General features: G+C 40.4%; 18 protein-coding genes and 1 riboswitch. Of the genes, 12 read left to right on the top strand and 6 right to left on the bottom strand.

Going from position 1 to position 20981, the window contains the following annotated elements:
- The first annotated feature begins 75 nt into the window (after positions 1 to 75).
- A riboswitch (cyclic di-GMP riboswitch) is annotated at positions 76 to 162 on the top strand.
- 19 nt (positions 163 to 181) lie between these two features.
- The 5 genes from MKZ02_RS13705 (at position 182) to MKZ02_RS13725 (ending at position 3886) form a co-directional block, all read left to right on the top strand.
- Positions 182 to 982, top strand: coding sequence for a methyl-accepting chemotaxis protein (locus MKZ02_RS13705; protein ID WP_340854038.1), 801 nt, complete (start codon positions 182 to 184; stop codon positions 980 to 982).
- Between the two features lie 148 nt (positions 983 to 1130).
- Entirely contained in the window at positions 1131 to 1301 is a 171-nt protein-coding gene (locus MKZ02_RS13710; protein ID WP_340854040.1) for an SDR family NAD(P)-dependent oxidoreductase, read from the top strand.
- Positions 1302 to 1320: 19 nt separating this feature from the next.
- Positions 1321 to 1704 carry an SDR family NAD(P)-dependent oxidoreductase gene (locus MKZ02_RS13715; protein ID WP_340854042.1) on the top strand — a complete coding sequence of 128 codons (384 nt, stop codon included), beginning with the start codon at positions 1321 to 1323 and terminating at the stop codon, positions 1702 to 1704.
- A 336-nt stretch (positions 1705 to 2040) separates the two neighbouring features.
- The gene (locus tag MKZ02_RS13720) at positions 2041 to 2688 is read left to right on the top strand and encodes a DsbA family oxidoreductase (protein ID WP_340854044.1); all 648 of its coding nucleotides are present in this window, start codon (positions 2041 to 2043) and stop codon (positions 2686 to 2688) included.
- A gap of 64 nt (positions 2689 to 2752) precedes the next feature.
- Entirely contained in the window at positions 2753 to 3886 is a 1134-nt protein-coding gene (locus MKZ02_RS13725) for an NADH:flavin oxidoreductase (RefSeq protein WP_340854046.1), read from the top strand.
- 266 nt (positions 3887 to 4152) lie between these two features.
- Here the strand turns inward: MKZ02_RS13725 and MKZ02_RS13730 are convergent, their stop codons facing one another.
- Positions 4153 to 4809 carry a PspA/IM30 family protein gene (locus tag MKZ02_RS13730; protein ID WP_340854048.1) on the bottom strand — a complete coding sequence of 219 codons (657 nt, stop codon included), beginning with the start codon at positions 4807 to 4809 and terminating at the stop codon, positions 4153 to 4155.
- 181 nt (positions 4810 to 4990) lie between these two features.
- The gene (locus tag MKZ02_RS13735; protein WP_340854050.1) at positions 4991 to 6439 is read right to left on the bottom strand and encodes a serine hydrolase domain-containing protein; all 1449 of its coding nucleotides are present in this window, start codon (positions 6437 to 6439) and stop codon (positions 4991 to 4993) included.
- Positions 6440 to 6880: 441 nt separating this feature from the next.
- Here MKZ02_RS13735 and MKZ02_RS13740 point away from each other — a divergent pair, with 441 nt between their 5' ends.
- Positions 6881 to 7048 (top strand): hypothetical protein, encoded by a 168-nt coding sequence (locus MKZ02_RS13740; protein WP_340854051.1) that lies wholly within the window; start codon positions 6881 to 6883, stop codon positions 7046 to 7048.
- Between the two features lie 170 nt (positions 7049 to 7218).
- Here the strand turns inward: MKZ02_RS13740 and MKZ02_RS13745 are convergent, their stop codons facing one another.
- Complete coding sequence (locus MKZ02_RS13745; RefSeq protein ID WP_406908656.1) at positions 7219 to 8625, bottom strand: sigma-54 interaction domain-containing protein; 1407 nt, start codon at positions 8623 to 8625, stop codon at positions 7219 to 7221.
- A 284-nt stretch (positions 8626 to 8909) separates the two neighbouring features.
- Here MKZ02_RS13745 and MKZ02_RS13750 point away from each other — a divergent pair, with 284 nt between their 5' ends.
- From MKZ02_RS13750 to MKZ02_RS13775, 6 genes are all read left to right on the top strand, one after another.
- Positions 8910 to 10163: a M20 family metallo-hydrolase gene (locus MKZ02_RS13750; protein ID WP_340854053.1), complete on the top strand. Its 1254-nt coding sequence runs from the start codon at positions 8910 to 8912 to the stop codon at positions 10161 to 10163.
- Between the two features lie 14 nt (positions 10164 to 10177).
- Positions 10178 to 11845, top strand: a complete 1668-nt coding sequence (locus MKZ02_RS13755; protein WP_340854054.1) for an amidohydrolase — start codon at positions 10178 to 10180, stop codon at positions 11843 to 11845.
- Complete coding sequence (locus MKZ02_RS13760) at positions 11838 to 13349, top strand: sodium:solute symporter family protein (RefSeq protein WP_340854055.1); 1512 nt, start codon at positions 11838 to 11840, stop codon at positions 13347 to 13349. Before MKZ02_RS13755 ends, MKZ02_RS13760 begins: the two co-directional genes overlap by 8 nt.
- 101 nt (positions 13350 to 13450) lie before the next feature.
- A complete protein-coding gene (locus tag MKZ02_RS13765; RefSeq protein ID WP_340854057.1) occupies positions 13451 to 14656 on the top strand; it encodes an MFS transporter in 1206 nt (401 codons plus the stop codon).
- Positions 14657 to 14970: 314 nt separating this feature from the next.
- On the top strand, positions 14971 to 16260 hold the full coding sequence (locus MKZ02_RS13770) for a C40 family peptidase (protein WP_340854059.1): 1290 nt from the start codon (positions 14971 to 14973) through the stop codon (positions 16258 to 16260).
- Positions 16261 to 16932: 672 nt separating this feature from the next.
- The gene (locus MKZ02_RS13775) at positions 16933 to 17388 is read left to right on the top strand and encodes a PH domain-containing protein (protein WP_340854060.1); all 456 of its coding nucleotides are present in this window, start codon (positions 16933 to 16935) and stop codon (positions 17386 to 17388) included.
- Positions 17389 to 17841: 453 nt separating this feature from the next.
- Here the strand turns inward: MKZ02_RS13775 and MKZ02_RS13780 are convergent, their stop codons facing one another.
- Genes MKZ02_RS13780 through msrA form a run of 3 tightly spaced genes read right to left on the bottom strand, consistent with a single transcriptional unit; the run spans position 17842 to position 20960 of the window.
- Entirely contained in the window at positions 17842 to 18912 is a 1071-nt protein-coding gene (locus MKZ02_RS13780) for a DUF3900 domain-containing protein (RefSeq protein ID WP_340854061.1), read from the bottom strand.
- A 29-nt stretch (positions 18913 to 18941) separates the two neighbouring features.
- On the bottom strand, positions 18942 to 20363 hold the full coding sequence (pdxR, locus tag MKZ02_RS13785; RefSeq protein ID WP_340854063.1) for a MocR-like pyridoxine biosynthesis transcription factor PdxR: 1422 nt from the start codon (positions 20361 to 20363) through the stop codon (positions 18942 to 18944).
- Between the two features lie 51 nt (positions 20364 to 20414).
- Positions 20415 to 20960, bottom strand: coding sequence for a peptide-methionine (S)-S-oxide reductase MsrA (msrA, locus tag MKZ02_RS13790; protein ID WP_340854065.1), 546 nt, complete (start codon positions 20958 to 20960; stop codon positions 20415 to 20417).
- Positions 20961 to 20981 lie beyond the last annotated feature (21 nt).

The following is a 20981-nucleotide window of genomic DNA, read 5'->3' on the forward strand; positions in this document are numbered from 1 at the left end:
AGTGATTTTTTATTTTCTGCAAAATTTTATAACATTGCCAATAAAAAGATTTATAATATAACTATTACTTATTAAAAATGTGAAAAGCAAACTTGTCGAAAGATTAGGACGCAAAGCCGACAGGTCTAAAACCAAATGGGTTATGATGGCTGGGCTGCCCCTACAATGAGAGGGGTAAAAAATGACTTCGCAAGTATTAAACGAAGCAGCTGTTGTAACGGCATTGGAGTCCAACTTAGCAATGATAGAATTTAACTTGAACAGAGAAGTGATTTGGGCGAATGAAAACTTTGCAAAGACTTTGGACTATACAGCCAGTGAAATGAAAAATATGAAGCATGAGCAATTTTGCAGGCCAGCGTTTAGAAACAGCAGGCAGTATGAAGACTTGTGGATGAACCTTGGAAAAGGAGTCAAATTCCAAGAGAAAATTCAGAGAGTAAGCAAGCGGGAAAATTTACTATGGTTCGAAGCGACCTATATTCCGGTTCGAGATGCGGACGGGGAAGTGGAAGCTGTTCTGAAAATCGCCACTAATATTACAGAACGAGAAAATTATACAAGGGGAATCATTTCTCAATTAAAAGATATGCCCGTAGAATTAGTCAATATAATTGTCACCAATTCTTCTGAAAAAATTCAGGCCATCGAATCATTAAAAACGCAAACAGATCTAATCAGTGAGATATCTAAACTTATACGCAATATTTCCTCACAAACGAATATGCTAGCCTTAAATGCAGCTATTGAAGCTGCCCGGGTGGGAGAACATGGACGAGGTTTTAAGGTGGTCGCTGATGAAGTGCGGAAATTGGCTGGTCAGGTTGATCATGCCGTTAAAAATATGAATATGAATGTAGAAAACATTTCAAACGAAGTAAGAAGGATTAGCCAAATAACCGATGATTTACAGCAAATAATCATAGAAACGCAATCCGAATTTAATAAGGATATTGAAGAATTCGAGAATATGATGAAATAAAAAACAATTCGTCGATCGTCATAAGAACAGATCACAGTTAGTAGAAAGGGACAAACCAAATAACGTCTAATTGGTTTAACGTTTGTTAAAAGATTTCTAATACTAAAGAATCTGGAAAAGATAAGAATAGAACTATGGAGAGGATGACTTGAGAAAAGCGATAGTTGTAGGTGCAAGTTCCGGAATAGGCGAAGAATTGGCGGAAATTTTATCGAATGAGGGATATATTGTCGGGTTAGCCGCTAGAAGGGAAGATAAGCTCCTTGCTCTCCAAGAACAACTAATACATAAGTCGATTGTCAAAGGAGGCAATAGATGAGAATGTTTCAGGTTTTGTAATGACAGTGAACGTGGCATATCAGCATTTTCTAGCGAAAAATGCAGGTCATTTATTCGGCCTATCATCGGTTGGAGCATTAATGGCTAATCCGGTTGCTCCTTTATACAATGCCTCAAAAACTTTCGTATCCAACTACTTGATGAACATCCGAAAAAAACTAAAAATGCAACAGGAAAACGTGTTTGCCACGGACGTTAAATGCAGATTCATTGATACGGAAATGGCTAAAGGCGAACCTGATAAACTGTTTTGGGCAGCATCTCCAGAAGAGGCTGCTTTGCAAATATATCATAGTATCAAAAAGAAAAAGAAGACAGTATATGGAACTAAACGATGGCGGTTTATTGCTTGGGCGTTAAAAATTCTTTCTTTATCCAATTAAAAATTCCTCAGAAATGCGCTGAACAGCTTAACAAACCGTTGAGCTGTTTTTTATACTAATCAGCTAAGACTATAAATTTTTAACTAATTACATATTGTGCAAAATTCAAATATAAAATTTATAAAAACATGCAAACAAGATACCTTACTTGAAAATACACATATAAGCAATGATTAATGAGTGTAAAGGTGCATATGGCGATGTTTAGAAAAATGCACAACAAAATAAAATACAAAAGTAGGTGGATAATAATCGAATGTGTGATGAATTTCCTTCACAGTCAAGGGAATAGGTCAGATGTGCGACACAATCATGCAAGAAAAGGAGAAGATCGCAATGACTATAAAGATTAAGGTATATTCAGATTATGTATGTCCTTTTTGTTTCTTGGCAGAAAAACCGTTAAAAGAAGCGATCAAAGGGAAGGATGTAGAAGTAGAATGGATGCCTTTCGAGCTGCGTCCTTATCCAAATGAAACGTTAAAGCCTGAGGGAGACTATTTGCAAAGTACCTGGAAGCAATCGGTCTATCCGTTGGCTGAGCGTATGGGAATTGCTATCGTCTTGCCAAGCATATCACCACAGCCATACACACATCTGGCGTTTGAAGGATATCAATATGCAAAAGAGAAAGGAAAGGGCAACGAGTATAATGATCGGATGCTTCGTGCCTTTTTTCAAGAAGAACAAGATATTGGGGACATTGATGTGCTAACAAAAGTAGCTGGAGAAATTGGGCTTAATGAGTCGGAGTATCGGACAGCCTTGGAGAGAAGAACCTATAAAGAAGCACACCAAAAGGCGCTAACACATGCCTATGAAGAAGTGAACATTACGGCCGTGCCAACATTCGTCATTGGGAACACGACTATCGGAGGAATACGATCTAAAGAAACGCTTGAGCAAGTTATAAATGAAGAGAGTCAAAAGAAAAAAGCAGCTATTTCAATCGAAGGCATGTCCTGTCATAGGGATGGCTGTTAACGAAAAAATTTTATTAAGTGGAGCATACTGATAAGTGACTCTATCGAGGAAAGGAGTTTTAAATTTGAGAGACACCCAGTTATTATTTGAAACAGTAACGGTAGGCAACATCACACTAGATAACAGGGTAGGAGTTGCCCCAATGACGCGTACAAGTGCCACCTCCGAAGGGCGGGCAACTGAGCAAATGCTCTCCTATTACACGTCATTTGCCCGCGGCGGCTTTGGGCTCATTATTACGGAGGGCATTTATCCGGATGAACAGTATAGTCAAGGGTACTTAAACCAGCCGGGCATTGCTAACGGCGAACAAGCACAAGCATGGAAGAGAGTAGTAAACTCTGTCCACCAAGCGGGCGCAAAAATAGTTGCCCAGCTGATGCATGCGGGCGCCCTTTCTCAAGGAAACCGTTTTGTAAAGGAAACCATCGGACCTTCTGTTGTTCAGCCAAAAGGAGAGCAAATGGAGTTTTACGGAGGAAAAGGTCCATTCCAAACACCGAGAGAAGCAACAAAGAAAGAGATAACAGAAGTCATCCATGGATTTGTGAATGCGGCTAAACGTGCCAAAGAGGCGGGATTCGATGGTGTAGAAATTCACGGGGCAAATGGGTATATACTCGATCAATTCCTAACGGATTATACAAATGAGCGCACAGATGAGTACGGCGGCTCTACTGAAAATAGGGTACGTTTATTAACGGAAGTATCAAAAAGTGTCCGGGAGGCCGTTGGACAAGATTTTACGGTTGGCATTCGCATCTCCCAAGGAAAAGTGAATGATTATGAGCATAAGTGGGCAGGAAAAGAAAAAGATGCAGAGATTATTTTTGGCCAGTTAGGTCAGGCTGGTCTCGACTTTATCCATGTGACGGAGTATGAAGCATGGCAGCCCGCATTTCCGGAAGGAGAGGGGACCGTTGCTACTGATTCAGCCTTTGGTGATGGTGGTCCCTCCTTAGCAGCCTTAGCAAAAAAGTATGGCAAAGTTCCGGTTATCGCTAACGGCCATTTAGAAGATCCAGAAAAAGCAAAGGCAATCATTGAAAAAGGCGAGGCCGACGTTATTACCTTAGGAAAGGGCGCTCTTGCCAATCATGACTGGGTCAATAAAGTAAAAAATGGCGAGCCGTTAGCAAAGTTTAATCCGGAAAAGGTATTAAGCCCGGATGCTAAGATAAAAGATTTTGAAGCCTAATTCTTATACTGGTTATCCCGGAAAAATTGAATCAGATGGGCTGCCAAACGTTTTACCTTTTAGTTCAGAGCCAAAGATTGATTCTTATCATAAAGGAGACTGAAACAAAAAAGCGCATGCCGTATGGGCGGATGAGCAAACAGTGACAAGCCGTGATCCCTTTTCATCTGAACTGATGGGAAAAGAGCTGGTAAAGGTGTTTGAGAAAAGAAATAAATAAATGAAAAGGGAAGCGCCGTAATGAAAAGGTGCTTCCCAAACACTATTTATGCTGTTTCTTTAGATGAACCTTGCTTTAGCTTTTGAAGCTCCTCTTGCAGAAGCTCTTCCAGGCTGTTATCCATATAGCCTTTCGCTGAAACTTCATTCGGTTGAGTGGATTGATAAAAAGCCTGGGCTTCTGATTCCATTAATAAAATCCGATCTTCTGCCTGAGCCATTCCTTTTGCGATGTTTTCGGAATTAAATGAGAGAGTCGTTTGTTGCATTTGTTTAATCGATCGAGCAACGTTAGCTCTGCTGCTTAATAAGATTCTTTTATGTAGCAGCTCATTGTATGTTCCTTTGAATTCCTGCCATTTCTCTTTAAGGGACTCTGTCTGCTGCTGAATGGCTTTAAATTGTTCCACATACAGCTTCAGCTGATTTTCCTGCAAGTTTTTTTCATACAGGGCAAGAGTGGCCATATGATCGTCACCCTGTTCTACGGCAAGCCTTGCTTGGCGTTCTCTTTTAGCAATTAACACCTCTGTTTCAGAAATCAATCCCTTCTGTTTTTTCTCAAGGAAGATCTGTCTCGCAAGAGCTTCTTGTCCTTTTGTCAGGTTTTCTTCCATTTCTCTTGCATACTGATTTAGCATTGCAATCGGGTCTTCTACTTTATCTAATGCACCGTGTGATTCTGCCATCGTAATGGATTTCATTCTTTTAAAATATAGTTGTTTAAAAATCCTTCTTCTACTAACGGGGCTGGTTAGTGGAAGAAATAGCAAGTGGGTTTAACTAGGAGAAGTGTCGATGACATTAAAGAAGACACCGAGGTGTCTTCCTGTTTTTTAAATTAAGAATATCGATAAATTAGGATTTAATTACTTAACATTATACTTATTTTCGGACCGAGGCATCTAATCGGTGAGTATATACAAACCAAGTAATGCTTGCTGTTAATAATGTTGACGAAATTAAAGCTGTAAGAACACTATATGTTTGCCAAATAAGTATCGTTGACCAATCGAAGGCAAAAAACATTATACACTGGGCAATCGTAGCGATTAGGAAAATAATTGTTACGATTGTTCTCTTTTTTGTCATTGGCTGCTGTTCATTCGTTTTCCTTTTTCTTAATCCTAAGAGAAATAACAGAACGGCCAATAGGCAAAGAATAATTGTGGTAGACGACAAAATGATGTCCAAAAGCTGTGTGCCGCTTATCTCATATGACTGAGTTAGATTGCCGTTTAATATATTTTTAACTTTTAGCACCAGGTTTATATTGGTATTTGCGCCGTTGCTCAGTAAGCAGATGGCTGTTCTTTCATTTGGCAGTATAGCTACTTCGGTTCGAAAATTTGGATTACCCCCAGTGTGTTCTATAAACGTTTGTTCGGCATTTACCGACCAACCTGCCGCATAATACATATCATTGACAGCCGAAACAGACATATCACCCCTATGTGATTTTTCGATAACCCTGTGAAATATTTCGGGTATGTCCTGCACGATACCCATCTGTATGCCCATCCAACGCGCCATATCTTTTGTATTAGAAATGATATAGCCGGCAGGTTTATTCCCAGCATAATCCGGAGCGTTAAATGGAGTTGTTATAAAAAAGGAAGAACGATAGCCCTGTGCTAACTGTCCAGTGGCTTGAGCATCTTCTTTATAAACATACGTCTGGTGAAGACCTAAGGGTAGAAATACCTGTTCCTTCATAAAGTCTTCATAGCTTTGTCGTGATACAATCTCAATAACCAAACCCAATACGTCATAATTAACGGTTCCATAGTTATATTGTTCACCGGGAGAGAACGCCAATTCTGCATCTACCAGCGTTTTCACAGTCTTTTGCAACATATCAGGCGTATTACCTTGTGGAATATTTTGAGTATGTCTAATATTTGTTAGGCCGCTGGTATGGTGAAGAAAGTTATTTAGTGTAAGGTTTTGCATATCAACAGGTTTACCTTGATACTTTAACGTAAACCAAGGTAAATATTTTTGGATAGGGTCAGTCATTGATAGCAGCCCTTGCTCTTCCAATAGCAAAATCCCCATACCAGTAAAAGCTTTACTCACCGAGGCCAACTCATAGAGTGTATTTTCACTTGCAGACAACCCCTTTTCAAGATCTGCATACCCAGAAGAAAAGTAGAACACTTCACCATCAGCAAGTATTGAGATTGACATTCCAGGCACACCTGATGTACGACAGGCATCATCTAGCAATGCTTGTATTGCCACAGCTTTCGAATCTGACAACGCATAACTTTGTGTTGCGAATCCTGAGAATAATATAAATATCGTTAATACAAAAACAATAGTCTTTTTCATGCACTCTCCTTTTTGAAGAATTGTAAGGGTATAAATAACTTATTTTTATAACTATAAACTAAACTCTAATTTATCTTTCTATTTACCTATATAATATGAAATAATTGTGAAGAGTTACACTTAAACTAACGGGGGCATTAGTTCAATAAGAAGTAAACAACTTTATTATTCATTTTTTTAGTATTACATAAGCAGATGGATATAATTTGAAACAACTTTAAAGAGCCTTGCTGCATATAGAATGTAGTAAGGCTCTTATCTTTTTTAATCAAAATTCAATAACTTTATTATCACTATACACTAAAAAAACAGAGAGCCACTGTATAAACCTTCTGTTTTTGATTAATCATCACTTTGTTGTGCAAATTTTAGTTAATAAGCAACTCAAAGTATATTTTTGTTCTCGTTACAAACCATATATTTATATCGGAGGTGAAGAAAGTGAAAAAAAGTAATAACAACGAAAACATGGATTTTGAAAATGGCAACACGCCTCAGGATAAAATTATGAATAGAGTGAATCAAACTTTTGATGACATGGTGCAAGAAGTGAGAAGTATGATTAACGAAAATAACGAGGCCGTTAACAAGGAACAGTCCGAACGCTAATAACGGCGTTTTTTAAAGGTTTTTCTGTATCAAGAAGTGCGGAAAAAATATTAAAAAAGAGAAAACAGCCGTTTTATAAGCGGCTGTTCTTATAGTATTCCTTCTTGGGGAAACAACAAGGAAGAGGCAGCAGGCAGCCTATTGGAGATCCAGTAGTTGCCCGCTATTTTTTATTCCCTTAGATTTATCCCATATTTTCGAATACGTCTCATCAATAAAGATTGGGTAATCCCCAGTTCATCTGCTGCTTTTCTTGTCGTTTTACATTCAGCATAGGCCTCTTCAATAATTTCCCGTTCAATCGTTTCTAAAATAGCAGTCAAGGATCTTCCTTTTTCATATTTGTTAAGAGTAAAGGTTGTTTTTTCCTTCGTCTTCATTTGAAAAGGCAAATCTTCTACTTGAATTTCATCATGAGCTGAGATAATCACTAACCGCTCTACCATGTTTTCTAGCTCTCTAATGTTTCCCGGCCAGTCATAGGCTTGCAAGTGTTTGAGCGCTTCTTGCGAAAATGTGCATTCTCGCTTATGTTTTTTGTTGTATTTCTCCAGATTGAACTGCAGCAAATCAATGACATCTATTTTTCTTTCTTTCATAGAAGGCACTCTGACGGGCAATACATTTAGTCTATAAAATAAATCAGAGCGGAATTTTCCTTCTTGAACTTGTTGAAGCAAATCATGGTTTGTAGCAGCTATAATTCTTACATTGGCCGTTTGATGTTCCGTTCCTCCGATCGGCAGAAATTTCTTATGCTGGATGAATTGAAGGAGCTTTGCCTGCAAATGAAGAGGAAGCTCCCCAATTTCATCAAGAAATAAAGTTCCTTTGTCTGCCATTTTAATAAGCCCCGCTTTTCCTCCTGAGCTGGCGCCAGTAAAGGCTCCTTTCTTATAGCCAAATAGTTCCGATTCTATTAAAGATTCTGGTATGGCTCCACAATTAATTTCTACAAATGGTTCAAGACTGCGTTCACTTAATTGATGAATCCGGTTGGCAATTACATTTTTCCCAACTCCTGTTTCTCCAGTGATTAGCACCGTTGTGTCTGTTAAGGCGATTTTATCGACCATGCTGATTAGAGATACGTAAGCAGGGCTTTTACCCATGAAAAAGTATTCTGAAGCTACCAGATCATTTTCCTGTCTAATCTTTATAATTTCTTGACTATATCTTTTTAAAAGCTCTTGGGTTTCTTCCAGCTGTAAATTCGTACGAACTGCTTCTGTAATATCTCGTGCATGAGCCACAATTAATTCAATATTTCCTTGTTCATCCTTAATGGGGTATCCTGAAGTGATGTATTTCCGATTTTGCACCGTTGTCTGTACTGTGCTGACTGTATTTCGTTTATTTAATACCATTTTAGTGGCGGAGGGCATAAAAACGCCTTGTTTCTCCAGCGCATCCGCTGTTTTGCCGATGATTTGTGAGCGGGAGACATTCGCCAGATTCTCACATGCTTGATTCAGCCAAAGGACTTTTCCGTTTCCATCAGCTATCAAAATTCCGTCTGAAATCGCATTGAGAATACTAGTAAAGTACATATTATCGAATATATTGTTCAAATTCATTCTCCTTTTGATGATCAATCGTTAAAATTTTTATAATATTTTAACACATTTTGAGTCTATATCGAATCAATACATGAAAAATAGAAAAATCGGGACAGTTAAAATGATTATTAGAATCTAAATCGACTCAAATCCCTATTTTTTTGAGTCGATTTTAATCTGACCAACACGAAAAAATAGAAAAATCAGCTTTGAAACCTAGGATTTGCTTAAAAAACAGATGAACAACTTGGCACGAAATATGCTTATAAAGCAATAGACTAGGAAAGGAGCTGATCCCGAACATGATAGAGCAAATTCAGCTCGTTAACATTGAACGGCTGATGAACACAATTGAGGAAAGTGCCAAGATTGGCCAGCTTGATCAAGGTGGCATTGGCCGATTGGCGCTCACAGATGAAGATAAACATATGCGAGATTTATTTATTCATTGGCTGGAGAGTACAGGATTGACTGTTCGAGTGGATGATTTCGGCAATATTTACGGAAGACGAGAGGGGAAAAATTCAGAGGCAGCGGCTGTTCTTATTGGCTCTCATCTTGATACCCAGCCGGAAGGCGGCCGGTACGATGGCATACTAGGTGTTTTATCAGGACTCGAAGTATTGAAGGTGTTACAGGAAAATGACATTGAATTAGAGCGGCCGATTGAGCTGGTATGTTTTACAAATGAAGAAGGTGCCCGCTTTGAGCCTCCTATTTTAGGTGCGGGAGGACTGGCCGGTATTTTTAACGAAGACTTTGTATTTACCCGTCAAGATCAAGACGGAAAAGTATTTTTAGACGAGCTCCAGCGAATCGGTTATCACGGCTCTAAAGAGAATCGGGCTGACAATATATACAGCTATCTAGAACTTCATATTGAACAGGGGCCAGTCCTGGAGCATGAACAATTGGATATTGGCATCGTAACCGGCATTCAAGGGATGAACTGGCTGGAAGTGAAGGTGACTGGACAAGCCGACCATGCAGGGCCAACACCGATGAATAGACGCAAAGATGCTTTAATGGCAGCAGCTAAAATGATGCTGGAGATCAAGGAAACGATAAAAAAGCAAGATGATGAAGCAACTGCGACAGTCGGCCGTTTAACTCTGTTACCGAATTCAATTAATTGTGTTCCCGGAGAAGCTGTTTTTTCCGTAGATATTCGGCATTCAGTGGATGCTGTGCGGGAGCATTTACTAGAAACAGTGAAACAAAAAATTTGTATGATTGCTGCCACTGAACAAGTTGAACTTGAAGTCAATCAAATTTGGGAAACACCGGCCAGCTATTTTTCCACGGAACTGATTCAATGTATTTCGGATAGTGCAGACCAGCTAGGCTATAGCCATCGTCAGATGATTAGTGGAGCCGGACACGATGCCAAGTATATGAGTAAACTGGCTCCTACAGCGATGATTTTTGTTCCTAGCGTTGAGGGGAAAAGTCATTGCCAGGAAGAATTTACGACGCAAGAGGCCATTGAAAAAGGAGCCAATGTGCTGTTGAATGTGGTCAGAAAATTAGCCGGAGAACATGTTCCTGCTTATTAAAAAGGAATGATTAGATGGAAGGCACAACAAGTTTAAAACAAAGGGAGAAAAATATGTACGCAGATCTTATTTTATACAACTCGGTTATTTATACTATGGACGAAACAAGACCTACCGCTTCTAAGATAGCCATCAAAGAGGGAAAAATCGTGGCATTTGATCAAGACGCTGACCCATATTGCGGTCCACAAACTCGAAAGATTGATATAAAAGGCAAAACTATTTTGCCGGGGCTGATTGAAAGTCATGCCCATCCTTTGAATTACGCGGCTAACTTATTGGAACTGGATTTACGTGCTGAAGTAGCCCCTGACATCCATAGCATTCTAGCAGCCGTCAGAAAAAAAGCCGAAGAATTACCGGAAGGAGAATGGATTCTCGGCATGGGCTGGGATGATAGTAAGTTAAAGGAAAGAAGATTTCCTACTATTGAAGAGTTAAGTGCAGCAGCTCCTCACCATCCGGTCTTTCTGAAGCGCACTTGTATTCACAACGCTGTAGTGAATCAAAAAGCATTTGAAAAAAGCGGCCTTTCTGAAAACCCTGTTGATCCGGAAGGGGGACATTTTCATAGAAATCCTGAGACAGGAAAGCTGAGCGGTCTAATTCAAGAGAATGCGATGTCTGAGTTTGCTGTCCCGACGTTAACGATCGACCAACTAAAGCAAGCGATGCTCCAGGCCCAGCAGCATTTTTATGAATGGGGCATTACGACTGTACATGACATGGCTGTAAAAAAAGAAGAGATGATGGTGTACCAGCAACTGCAAAAACAAGCCGATTTTCGCCTGAAAGTCCGATTATGGCTTTGGGCCCTTAGCCAGATGGGATGGAACGGCATGGAGAATGAAGTATTGGCACTAGGAATTGAAAGCGGTTACGGGAATGATCGGCTCAATATCCAAGGGTTGAAGTATATGCTTGATGGCAGTGTTGGAGGAAAAACAGCTGCTGTATCGTCCCCTTACGAACATGAAGAAGATAATTGCGGCCTTCTTTATATGACACGTGAGAAGCTATGTGATCATGTGGCCCGAGTCGTAAAACACAATCTGCGTGTTTCTATTCACGGCATTGGTGAACGAGCCATTGACATGGCGCTTGAAGCGATCGAACAATCTGGGACTCCTGAGCAGAACAAGAATATGCGACATCGAATTGAGCATTGTGCCTTAGCGACGAAGGATCATTTAGAACGGATGGCTTCTCGTGAGATCATCGCAGCTTCTTCTATTGGTTTTATTTATTCTATAGGAGATAGTTATTTGAAAAATCTAGGTGAAAAGCGGGCAGAAAGAGTATTTCCCCACGCTTCTTTTAAGAAATACGGCATCACAGCACCGGGAAATTCAGATATGCCTGTATGTCACGGCAATCCATTTTATGGGATTTATACAGCAGTGACTAGAAAAACGATAGGGGGGCAGCAGTTAGGAACAAAAGAAGCTATTTCAGTACAAGATGCCATTCAATCTTATACTGTCGATGCTGCGTACAGCGGATTTGATGAAGAAATTATAGGCTCGCTTTCTATAGGGAAATATGCTGACTTGATTGTACTCAGCGAAGATCCTTTTACGATACATTCCGATCAGCTGAAAGACATTAAAGTATTGCTGACCATGATTGAAGGAGAAACCGTTTTTCAACGAACGAGAAAAGAGGGGTATTCATATGTTTGATCCGAGTATTAAATCTATTATTTTAATCGCTGTTTTCCTGTATTCTTTAGCTATTCTTGGCCACTCTTTATATTTTTTTAAGCGAGTCAAGACTTCGGATGATTACAATGTCGCCGGCCGTTCGATGCCCACATTCCCGATGATCCTGTCTATCGTGGGTACGGCTACCGGCGGGGCCAGCTTGCTTGGGTTCATGGGAGATGCCTACAGCGGGGGGCTTGGAATGATTTGGTTAGTTCTTCCCGTATATATTGTTAGCGCAATCTGGATCATTTTCTTCTTAAAGCCGATTCGAAATCTCGGAACGAAATATAACCTCGTCACGCTTCCTGACTATATCGCCCTTCGTTACGGAGAAAAAGCGCGTGTGCCTGCACTCATTTGTATATTGGTCGCATATGCGTCCATTACGGGATTACAATTTATTGCGATTGCTACTTTTTTAAATTTAATGTTCGGTTTAAACACAACCGCAGGCATTATTATCGGCTGTGTGTTCCTCACCTTTAAAACTTATATCGGTGGCTTAAAAGCCGTTATTTGGTCTGATTCTGTTCAGGGAACCATTCAAACATTAGGAGTTATCATCCTATTTTGTACAGTGTATTTCCTTTCAGGCGGATGGAATAACGTAAAGGAAAATGCTCTAGCCATCAATCAGCCACAATTTGTGGATGTCTTCGGGATTTCAACCGTCAGCATTTTTGTTTTTATTTTTACGTTAGGTGCTTACCAGTTTGTTCGACAAGATAATTGGCAGCGCGTGTGGGCAGCGAAAACAGATAAGGTAGCTGTTGTAAGCAACTGGTTTGCGTTAGTGATCGGCCTGATTACTGGTATATGTATCGTATTAACTGGTGTTTTCTCAGCGTTAGGATTAAATATTCAAACCGATCAGCCAGCCTTAATCTTCTATCAAGTAGTGAATGAAACGATGCCTGTGCCTATGATCGTTATTATGGTAATTGCGCTCGTGGCTACTATTGTTTCTTGCGCAGATTCCTTTTTCATGGCGGGAGCTTCTAGTATTGCAAATGATATTATTAAACCTTATTTCAAGGTAACAGATGATAAAAAAATGCTTCAATACAGCCGGTTATCTGTTATCATTCTTTCCGTTGTTGCTTTAGTAATGGCGCTTGCCATCCCTCAGCTTGTTCCATTATGGGTAGCTGGCACGGCCATGCTTACGTCAGGCTTACTCGTTCCGTTTATTGCTGGGGTCCTGTTTAAAAAAGTCAGCGAGTCGGCAGGGACATTATCGATCTGGGCCGGTTTGATTACAACGGTCGTCTGGCAAATAGCCGGTCAGCCGTTTGGTATTCATCAAGTGTTTCCAGGGCTGCTCGCTTCAACGCTAATCATTATCGCAGCTACACTTGTTACGAAGCCACAGAATGCCGCTCTCATTGAGAAGATGTCCTATGAAAATAATTTAGGATCGAGTGACTTGCTCTATGAGGAAACGCTTTTACAAGAAAAAGCCAGCACTAAAAATGCTTAATAAGAATAATTTAGGAGAGCTGTTTTGATTAGAAGGAAGTCCTATTCATCTCGAAAAACCAAAAAATAATTTGGACAGCTACTACATGAGGAAGTGATAGAGTGAAATCTTCGCAACGCATCCAAAATAAATATGTATTCTTAGCTGTTTCTTTTATTTTTTGGTTTTCTCATTTTATTTACATTCCCGTATTGTCCCCTTACATAGAATTTAAAGGGGGGCAATATGCCTTTATTGGCCTAGTGTTAGGCAGCTATGGCTTCATGCAATTTTTATTTCGCCTTCCCATGGGCATTGTTTCAGATCTGCTGAAAGTAAGAAAGCCATTTATTATATTTGGAATGCTAGTCAGTGCTCTTAGTTGTTTAGCTTTTGCATGGACAGACAGTCTAGGATGGATTCTTTTAGCTCGGTCGTTTGCCGGATTAGCAGCTTCCGCTTGGGTCGTCTTCACTGTTTTATACTCCAGTTATTTTACAGATCAGCATATCCATCGTGCGATGGGAACCATTTCGTTTGTGGTGGTATTAGCGCAATTCCTAGGTATGAGTGTCAGTGGGTTAATCGTGGACACATGGGGATGGACCGCTCCGTTTTGGATTGGCGGGACGATGGGCATCGTCGGTGTGCTCCTGTCTCTTTTAGTTGCTGAATCAACTGAAGAAATTCCGAGAGAACCTGTGAACTTACAAGACTTGGCCTCTGTCATCCGAGAGCCGATGCTGTTGAAAGTATCTTTGCTGTCGATTTCGGCGCATGGTATTATCTTCACCACGATGTTTGGATTTGTTCCTACTTACGCCTTGCATATTGGATTGAAGGCTAGCGACATCGGCTTCATCGTTTGTTCTTTTATGATTCCTCATGCAGCGGCCACTTTATTGAGCGGAGGCTGGTTTGCACCAAAACTTGGCGAGTGGAAAACCTTGCAGCTCGCGTTTGGCGCCACAGCGTTTTTCACACTGATCATCCCATTCATCGAAACAAACGTTTTACTCTGTGTAGTCTTGGGACTTAACGGCTTTTCAATGGGCCTGCTGTTTCCGCTTTTTTTAGGAATGGCCATAGAAAGTATTTCTCCGGAAAAACGAGCAACAGCCATGGGCCTTTATCAAGCGGTGTATGCGATTGGCATGTTCGTCGTTCCGTTGATAGCCGGCATTCTGAATTCCTCTATTGGCATTGCAGCCGGTTTTTATTTTTCAGGCCTCTTGGCGCTAACCGCTTTATTCCTCATGGTCATATGGAATCCAGCTCTCAGAAAAAAGGAAACAGGCTACGCCTGGCAAAGAAAACAGGTGAAATAGGTTCTTGCACTATTGATTGGCTGTAGCAGTGAACGAAATTTTATAAATAAAAAGACAGTGAGTACATATAGGCTCACTGTCAGTTTGTCGATAAACTGAAGGTTCTGCTTAAGCAGAACCTATATACATATCTCTTTTCATTTTTGAAGACATAGTTTATTCTTAAATACGTTGATTAAAAGCTCTGGCATTACAGGGCTTTTTCTTTTTTGACAATTATTACAAATTTGAAACATCAAACACTAAACCTGTTGTTTTTAGTCGAGAAATGCCATACTCTATTGTATAGAAAATAGAAAAGAGGTTACAAGAGATTGAGGAAGAAGTCATTTAAATATACAGCATCCCTGGCTATATTAGCCACTTTTATACAAACAACAACTGTCTTTGCAAGTCCAGTAACAGAGGGGCAAATTAATGAAACCAAAGGACAGATTCAGTCTACACAGCTTCAAATTGATAATTTGGATACAAAGATTCAACAACTGGACGACAAAATCAGTGTATCAATGGATAAAAGTTCAAAACTTGATGCAGAGATAAAAACACAGCAAGAAAAAATAAAAAAAACAAAATCAGAAATCAAAGAAGCCCAAAAAACGTTTGATGCTCATCAAGCTGTCTATTCTGAACGATTGAGAAGTATCCAAAAGCAAGGGCAAAAACCACTTCTCACTTATGCAGAGGTTTTAGTTTCTTCTCAAAATCTATCAGATTTTTTTAGCCGGGCTACCGCTGTTTCATCTATTCTTCAGAGTGATTCAGACTTAATGACTGGCTTAAAAGAGAAAGGACAAGAATTAACAGATACAAAAGAGAAATTAGATAAGCAAATGAAGAGTTTAAAACGTAAACAAGACGAATTGGCTTCTGAACAAGTAATGATTGAAAAAAATAAAAAAGAAGTCCAAAAACAATTGGCTGATTCCAAAAACACCTTAGAAGCACAACAAAGTCAACTTGTTCAACAACAAACCCAATTACGGGAACAAGAGCAAGCCCGATTAAAAGCGCAACAAGAGGCTCAACGTCAGGAGCAACAAGCTCGGTTAAAAGAACAACAAGAAGCTCAACTTCACGAACAACAAACGAAGTTAAGAGAGCAACAAGAGGCTCGACTCAGTGAACAACAAGATCAATCAGGAGAACAACAACAAGATCAATTAGCTCAAAAATCACCAACAGCCTTTAAAACACCAAAAGTTCAAACAGCCCATACTGATAATGACTCTAACCTAACAACTTCTTCGGATAAAGTTGAAAAAGTTATTGAATATGCTAAGAAATATATGGGAGTTCCTTATGTATGGGGTGGAACCACGCCAAAAGGATTTGATTGCTCTGGATTTACTTCCTATGTTTTTAGAAACACCGCTGGAATCGAGCTTCCAAGGATATCAAGAGATCAACAGGATGTCGGGAAAAGAATTCCAACCAATCAAGTACAACCGGGAGATTTAGTGTTTAGAGGTAACCCTGCCTACCATGTGGGTATTTATATTGGAGGGGGGAAATATATACACGCCCCACATACAGGGGATGTAGTGAAGATTTCAAACTATAATCCTTCAAGTTTTTCAACAGCTTCGAGAATACTAAATTAATGGAATGCTATACGGGTGGCTATTCATCTAACACACAAATTTTCATTAGCATAAATGCAGATAAGACCTTCTATTGAAGGTCTTTTGCTATGTTAAAGAACAGTTTCGCAAGTAGATGGAAGTAATACAATTATTCAATTCGATTTCCCTTATGAATAAGATTTCTATAAGAGTGATTCATCATTTTATAAACGCTCCTTTATTCACTTATAATATAAGGATTTTATATAAAGCAGGTGGATTTTTTCTACACTGTTATATAACGATGTTTACAGAAAACTCATCGACTATAAAAGGAAGAAACTTGATGGATTTTCAGTTCGCCTTCTTCAATTATTCCTTCTTGGGGCAGAAGTAAATCGCAAACGATAAAAGTATTAATTTAACAAGGCTCACAGGATTTAAAAGTCATCTGAAACAGATTTCTGCATACTAAGTAAAATGTGGCTATAGATATTGATTGTCGTTTCGATATGGAAATGTCCAAGCCGCTCCCATATAAGTTTCACATACGGAGCAGGTTACTGAAACAAAAATTATTAACAGTAAAAGTGATGTAAATCTTTTGATATAAATGTTTATTCTTCCATATGGGAATCTATCCTTACATTCTAGCGAAAAGGTAGTATACTAAAGTTTTGTAAGATAAGGAATTTGAGTGGAGGATATAAGGTGAGTAAGATAAAAGTAGAAATTACAATTATGGGAGAATACTCTACATTTGATGGATTAGCCAGCGAAGCGGAGAAGCTCCCTAAAACAAGCAGGGAGCATTATAGGAAAGTACTTGATTTGATTAAGAAAGAAGCGAAGGACGAGAAGTTTTACTTCCTTTCCACAGGAGCATTCAAAAACACAACCTTCGGATACTTATTCTTTACGGATACAAAGGTGATCCTCATTGAAGTGAAACCACCATTTGGTAAGTTAAAGACTCATGTATATGAGTATAAGAACTATGACGAAGTAGACTACGATATGACGAAGGCTCTGGGTATTATCAACAATATGATCTACCTTAACAAATCAGGATTATTTGGCAGCAAAAAAGATAGAGTCACACATATCTCTTCGCCAAACTTCATGGAAATATATGAATTTGTGAAAATGCACATTATAAATTTATGAATCCGCTCTCTTGTGGTTTAAATATAGTGACCAACACTCAACACATGTGGAATGCGGAAACAAATAGATTCAGAGGATTTTACACATAGCATCTATAAATCCCTATTAAATCAATACGTTAACCGTTATTTCGCCCCTGGCCACCGGTATTAACTTTTAACTAAAACCCGCTTTTTCCGCGGTAAAACAAGGATTATAAGTGTAGTCATTTGAATGAACACAATGAATGGAAAATCTTTAGAGCAACCAATATAAAGTCATATTAATATAAATAAAAAAACAGCGAAGCTATATTCACTCGCTGTCTTTTCTATTCAAAACTAAGAGATATAACTAAAGGAACTCCTTATCAACATGTTTAGAGCATAAATTTTGATCACATTTTTGATCACAAAAACGACTTACAAATGCTTGAATAACCCTCTTTTCTAATAGAAATAGCGATCACACGTATCACCTCGAAAAGCTCCCATGCTTCTCTCGAATCCGCTCCACCACCTCATCCAACTCCTCAGGCTTATGAAATTCAATCGGGGAGAAGCCTTTTTCAAACACAACCGAATCAGCCTCCATCAAAACGACATAACGATCACCGATTTTAGCCAGATGAACGGATTCTCCAAAGTCCGACAGCATGGCTTTGACGCTCATATGGTCCAGCTTCATCTTCAGTTCTAATTCAGGTGTATGCTCGACCATGCGGCTGGCGGCTTCCACGATTTCTTCCGTTGAAAACCGCTCCTGCAGTTCCCGTTTCGGACTCTCTGCCCAGATTTCCATCGCTTCTTCAAACTGCGCCCGTTCGGGACTTTCATCTTCCAAGTCTTCAATGACCGTTTCCCGTACGAAGTCCATGACTTGTGTTTTTACGATTTCAGGCATCGATTGCTCGTAGCCGACGTATTTTAAGAAGTCCTCAAAGTAACGGGCGTGGGAAGCCTGATGGATTTTCAGTTCGCCTTCTTCGATCATTCCTTCTTCGGGCATGTAGGGGTACTGGATTGATTTCATGTTTTTCGTTGTAATCGCCAGTTCGACGTGCTCGATGAGGGAGGAGGCGTCTGAGATCGAGGCCACCTTCGGTTCAAAATCGCATTTTAATACGAAGATAAAGGCATCATCGAAATATTTTCTTAACTGTGCTTTAGCGACGATAAAGACACCGCCACGCGCGGCACTTGTTTGGGTATAAAGTGTGGCGAATTGTTCACTCGCTTCTTGAAACTCTAACAAGGAAAAAGCGGCCCGGGCTTTGGCAAAAAGGTTGTAGTTCGGGTTTGATGTTAAGTCATGGCCCGGTTCCGCTGTGAAAAAGCCAATTTTTGTAGGGACTTGTTCGGCTTTTGGATGACGTTCGGCCTTGCGTTTGACGATTTTCGTAAACTCCCCGTCAAGAAAGTCCCTGAGCGGACTGCTTTCATATTCTTCTTCGTTCAGTGTACGAAAGTGCTGCGCCCGCTTGTTTTCTTCTTTGTCATCCACACGGATTAAAAAGAAAGATAAGTAGTGTATTTTAAAATCCATTATTATCACCTGTTTTTTCAGTCAATCTTCTATTTGTTGTCTTCAAGGATGATTTGCCGCAGCTTTCTAATGCCTTGCTCAAATTCTTCAATGGACGCGTAACCGTAGGAAAGGCGGATCGCCTGAACCGATTCCTCTGTGTAAATACTTCCCATATTCAAGGAAATTCCCGCTTGATACGCTTTTGTATAAATGTCTTTTAACTGGATATTCTCTTTCATGCGCAGCCAGATTAAAAAACCGCCAGCAGGAATGTCCCATTCAGCCAGGTCGCTCATATACTCACTCAATGATTTCAAGGCAGCCGTCCGGCGCTTTTTTAATTCTTTGCGGACGAAGGACAAATGCTGCTCGTACAGGCCGCTTGAAATCCATTCAGCCGCCACCAGCTGTGAAAGGGAGCTGGAGCCGTAATCGGTCTGCTTTTTTATTTCCGCTAAACGATCAATGACTTGTTCTGATCCTGCGATCCAGCCAATGCGAAGTCCGGGCGTGAGCGTTTTGGAAAAGCTGCCGATATAGAGTACATGCCCGTGGGAATCAAGTGACTGGAGTGTCGGCGGTGGCGGGCTGTCAATCCAGAGCTCGCGGTAAATATCATCTTCAATGATGGGCAGCCGTTTTTCCGCACAGACATCGAGCAGTTCTTTCCGGCGGTCTTCCGACATTAAAATGCCCGTAGGGTTATGAAAGCACGGAATCGTATAGAGAACGGAAGAAGGGCCGTCCAGTGCCTTTTTCGCAAGGGAAGCGGGCTGTAATCCTTTCTCATCCATGGGCAGGCCTGATAAATTCATGCCGGCTGATTGGAAAATATGAAGGGAATAAAGGTAAGACGGCTTTTCTAAGAAAACGGTCGACCCTTTATGCAAAAGTCCGGCCGATATTAATTGAAGTCCTTGAATCGCTCCGGAAACAATTAATATCGAGGAGGGAGACACGTCTGTTCCTTGCTTTTTCATATAATCACTGATCGCCTGTCTCAGCGGCAGGTATCCTTTAGGTTCTTCGTAGCCGAACGGCTCCAGACTTTGAGCGAGCCGCATCATGACTTGCTGCATATTATCCTTTGGGAAGATGTCCTGGGCCAACTCGCCTTTACTCAGTTCAATTAAATGATCCGGCTCCTTTGTGTTATCGGTTTCCGAATGTGGGGCAGACACCGTTTTAGGGAAAGAGAGCAGGGCAGCTTCATCCCAGGACGGAGGGCTTGCAGCAAGCAACGTCCATGTATTGTTAACAACAAGGGTTCCTTTCCCCATGACACCCTCGATCAATCCTTCTGCTTTTAGCTCTTCAAGCGCTGTGACAATCGTTGAACGATTCACGGACAGCTGTTCGGCCAATTTGCGCTGGCTCGGAATTTTACTGCCGATTGGCCATTCGCCGCTGGAGATGGCTTTTTTTATATAATTCATCACTTTTTCATATTTTGCCAGGTTTGTACCCATCGCTATTTCAATCTCCCTATTTATGTGCTGCCTCTATCATATCATCCTGTTTCATTGCTTACTATCTTCTTCTGTCCAGTGTTCTTCAATAAATTCATCGCGCCCTGATTGCGCGCGGTCGGCTTGATATTCATCCGGATTCTTTTTATAGAAGTCCTGATGATAATCCTCAGCCGGGTAAAATGTTGCCGCAGGCAGGATTCGGGTAACAATTGGTTTTTGAAATCTCCCGCTTTCCTCTATTTCTTTCTTGGAGGCCTCCGCCAGCTCTTTTTGCTCCGGTGTATGATAAAAAATAGCGGTGCGATAAGAATCGCCGCGGTCCTGAAACTGCCCGCCATCATCTGTCGGGTCAATTTGCGGCCAGTACAGATCCAACATGGTTTGATAGGAGATAATAGCCGGATCATATGTGATTTCAACCGCCTCTAAATGGCCGGTTGTCCCGCTTTTTACCTGTTCATAGGTTGGATTGGATGTTTGACCGCCCGTATAACCGGAAATAACTTTATAGACACCCTCCCACTGGTCAAATGGCTTCACCATGCACCAGAAGCATCCCCCGGCAAATGTGGCTTTCTCTAATTTTTTATTCATGGATGTCCCCCCGTTATATAG

This window comes from Pseudobacillus sp. FSL P4-0506, from assembly GCF_038003025.1.
GTDB lineage: Bacteria > Bacillota > Bacilli > Bacillales > Domibacillaceae > Pseudobacillus.

Bases quoted from the DNA above. Each gene is read 5' to 3' on its own strand.
- MKZ02_RS13760 (WP_340854055.1), top strand. From the start codon at position 11,838: ATGTTTGATCCGAGTATTAAATCTATTATTTTAATCGCTGTTTTCCTG.
- MKZ02_RS13780 (WP_340854061.1), bottom strand. From the start codon at position 18,912: ATGGATTTTAAAATACACTACTTATCTTTCTTTTTAATCCGTGTGGAT.
- MKZ02_RS13755 (WP_340854054.1), top strand. From the start codon at position 10,178: ATGGAAGGCACAACAAGTTTAAAACAAAGGGAGAAAAATATGTACGCA.
- MKZ02_RS13745 (WP_406908656.1), bottom strand. From the start codon at position 8,625: ATGAATTTGAACAATATATTCGATAATATGTACTTTACTAGTATTCTC.
- MKZ02_RS13750 (WP_340854053.1), top strand. From the start codon at position 8,910: ATGATAGAGCAAATTCAGCTCGTTAACATTGAACGGCTGATGAACACA.
- pdxR (WP_340854063.1), bottom strand. From the start codon at position 20,363: ATGGGTACAAACCTGGCAAAATATGAAAAAGTGATGAATTATATAAAA.
- msrA (WP_340854065.1), bottom strand. From the start codon at position 20,960: ATGAATAAAAAATTAGAGAAAGCCACATTTGCCGGGGGATGCTTCTGG.
- MKZ02_RS13705 (WP_340854038.1), top strand. From the start codon at position 182: ATGACTTCGCAAGTATTAAACGAAGCAGCTGTTGTAACGGCATTGGAG.
- MKZ02_RS13735 (WP_340854050.1), bottom strand. From the start codon at position 6,439: ATGAAAAAGACTATTGTTTTTGTATTAACGATATTTATATTATTCTCA.
- MKZ02_RS13720 (WP_340854044.1), top strand. From the start codon at position 2,041: ATGACTATAAAGATTAAGGTATATTCAGATTATGTATGTCCTTTTTGT.
- MKZ02_RS13730 (WP_340854048.1), bottom strand. From the start codon at position 4,809: ATGAAATCCATTACGATGGCAGAATCACACGGTGCATTAGATAAAGTA.
- MKZ02_RS13715 (WP_340854042.1), top strand. From the start codon at position 1,321: ATGACAGTGAACGTGGCATATCAGCATTTTCTAGCGAAAAATGCAGGT.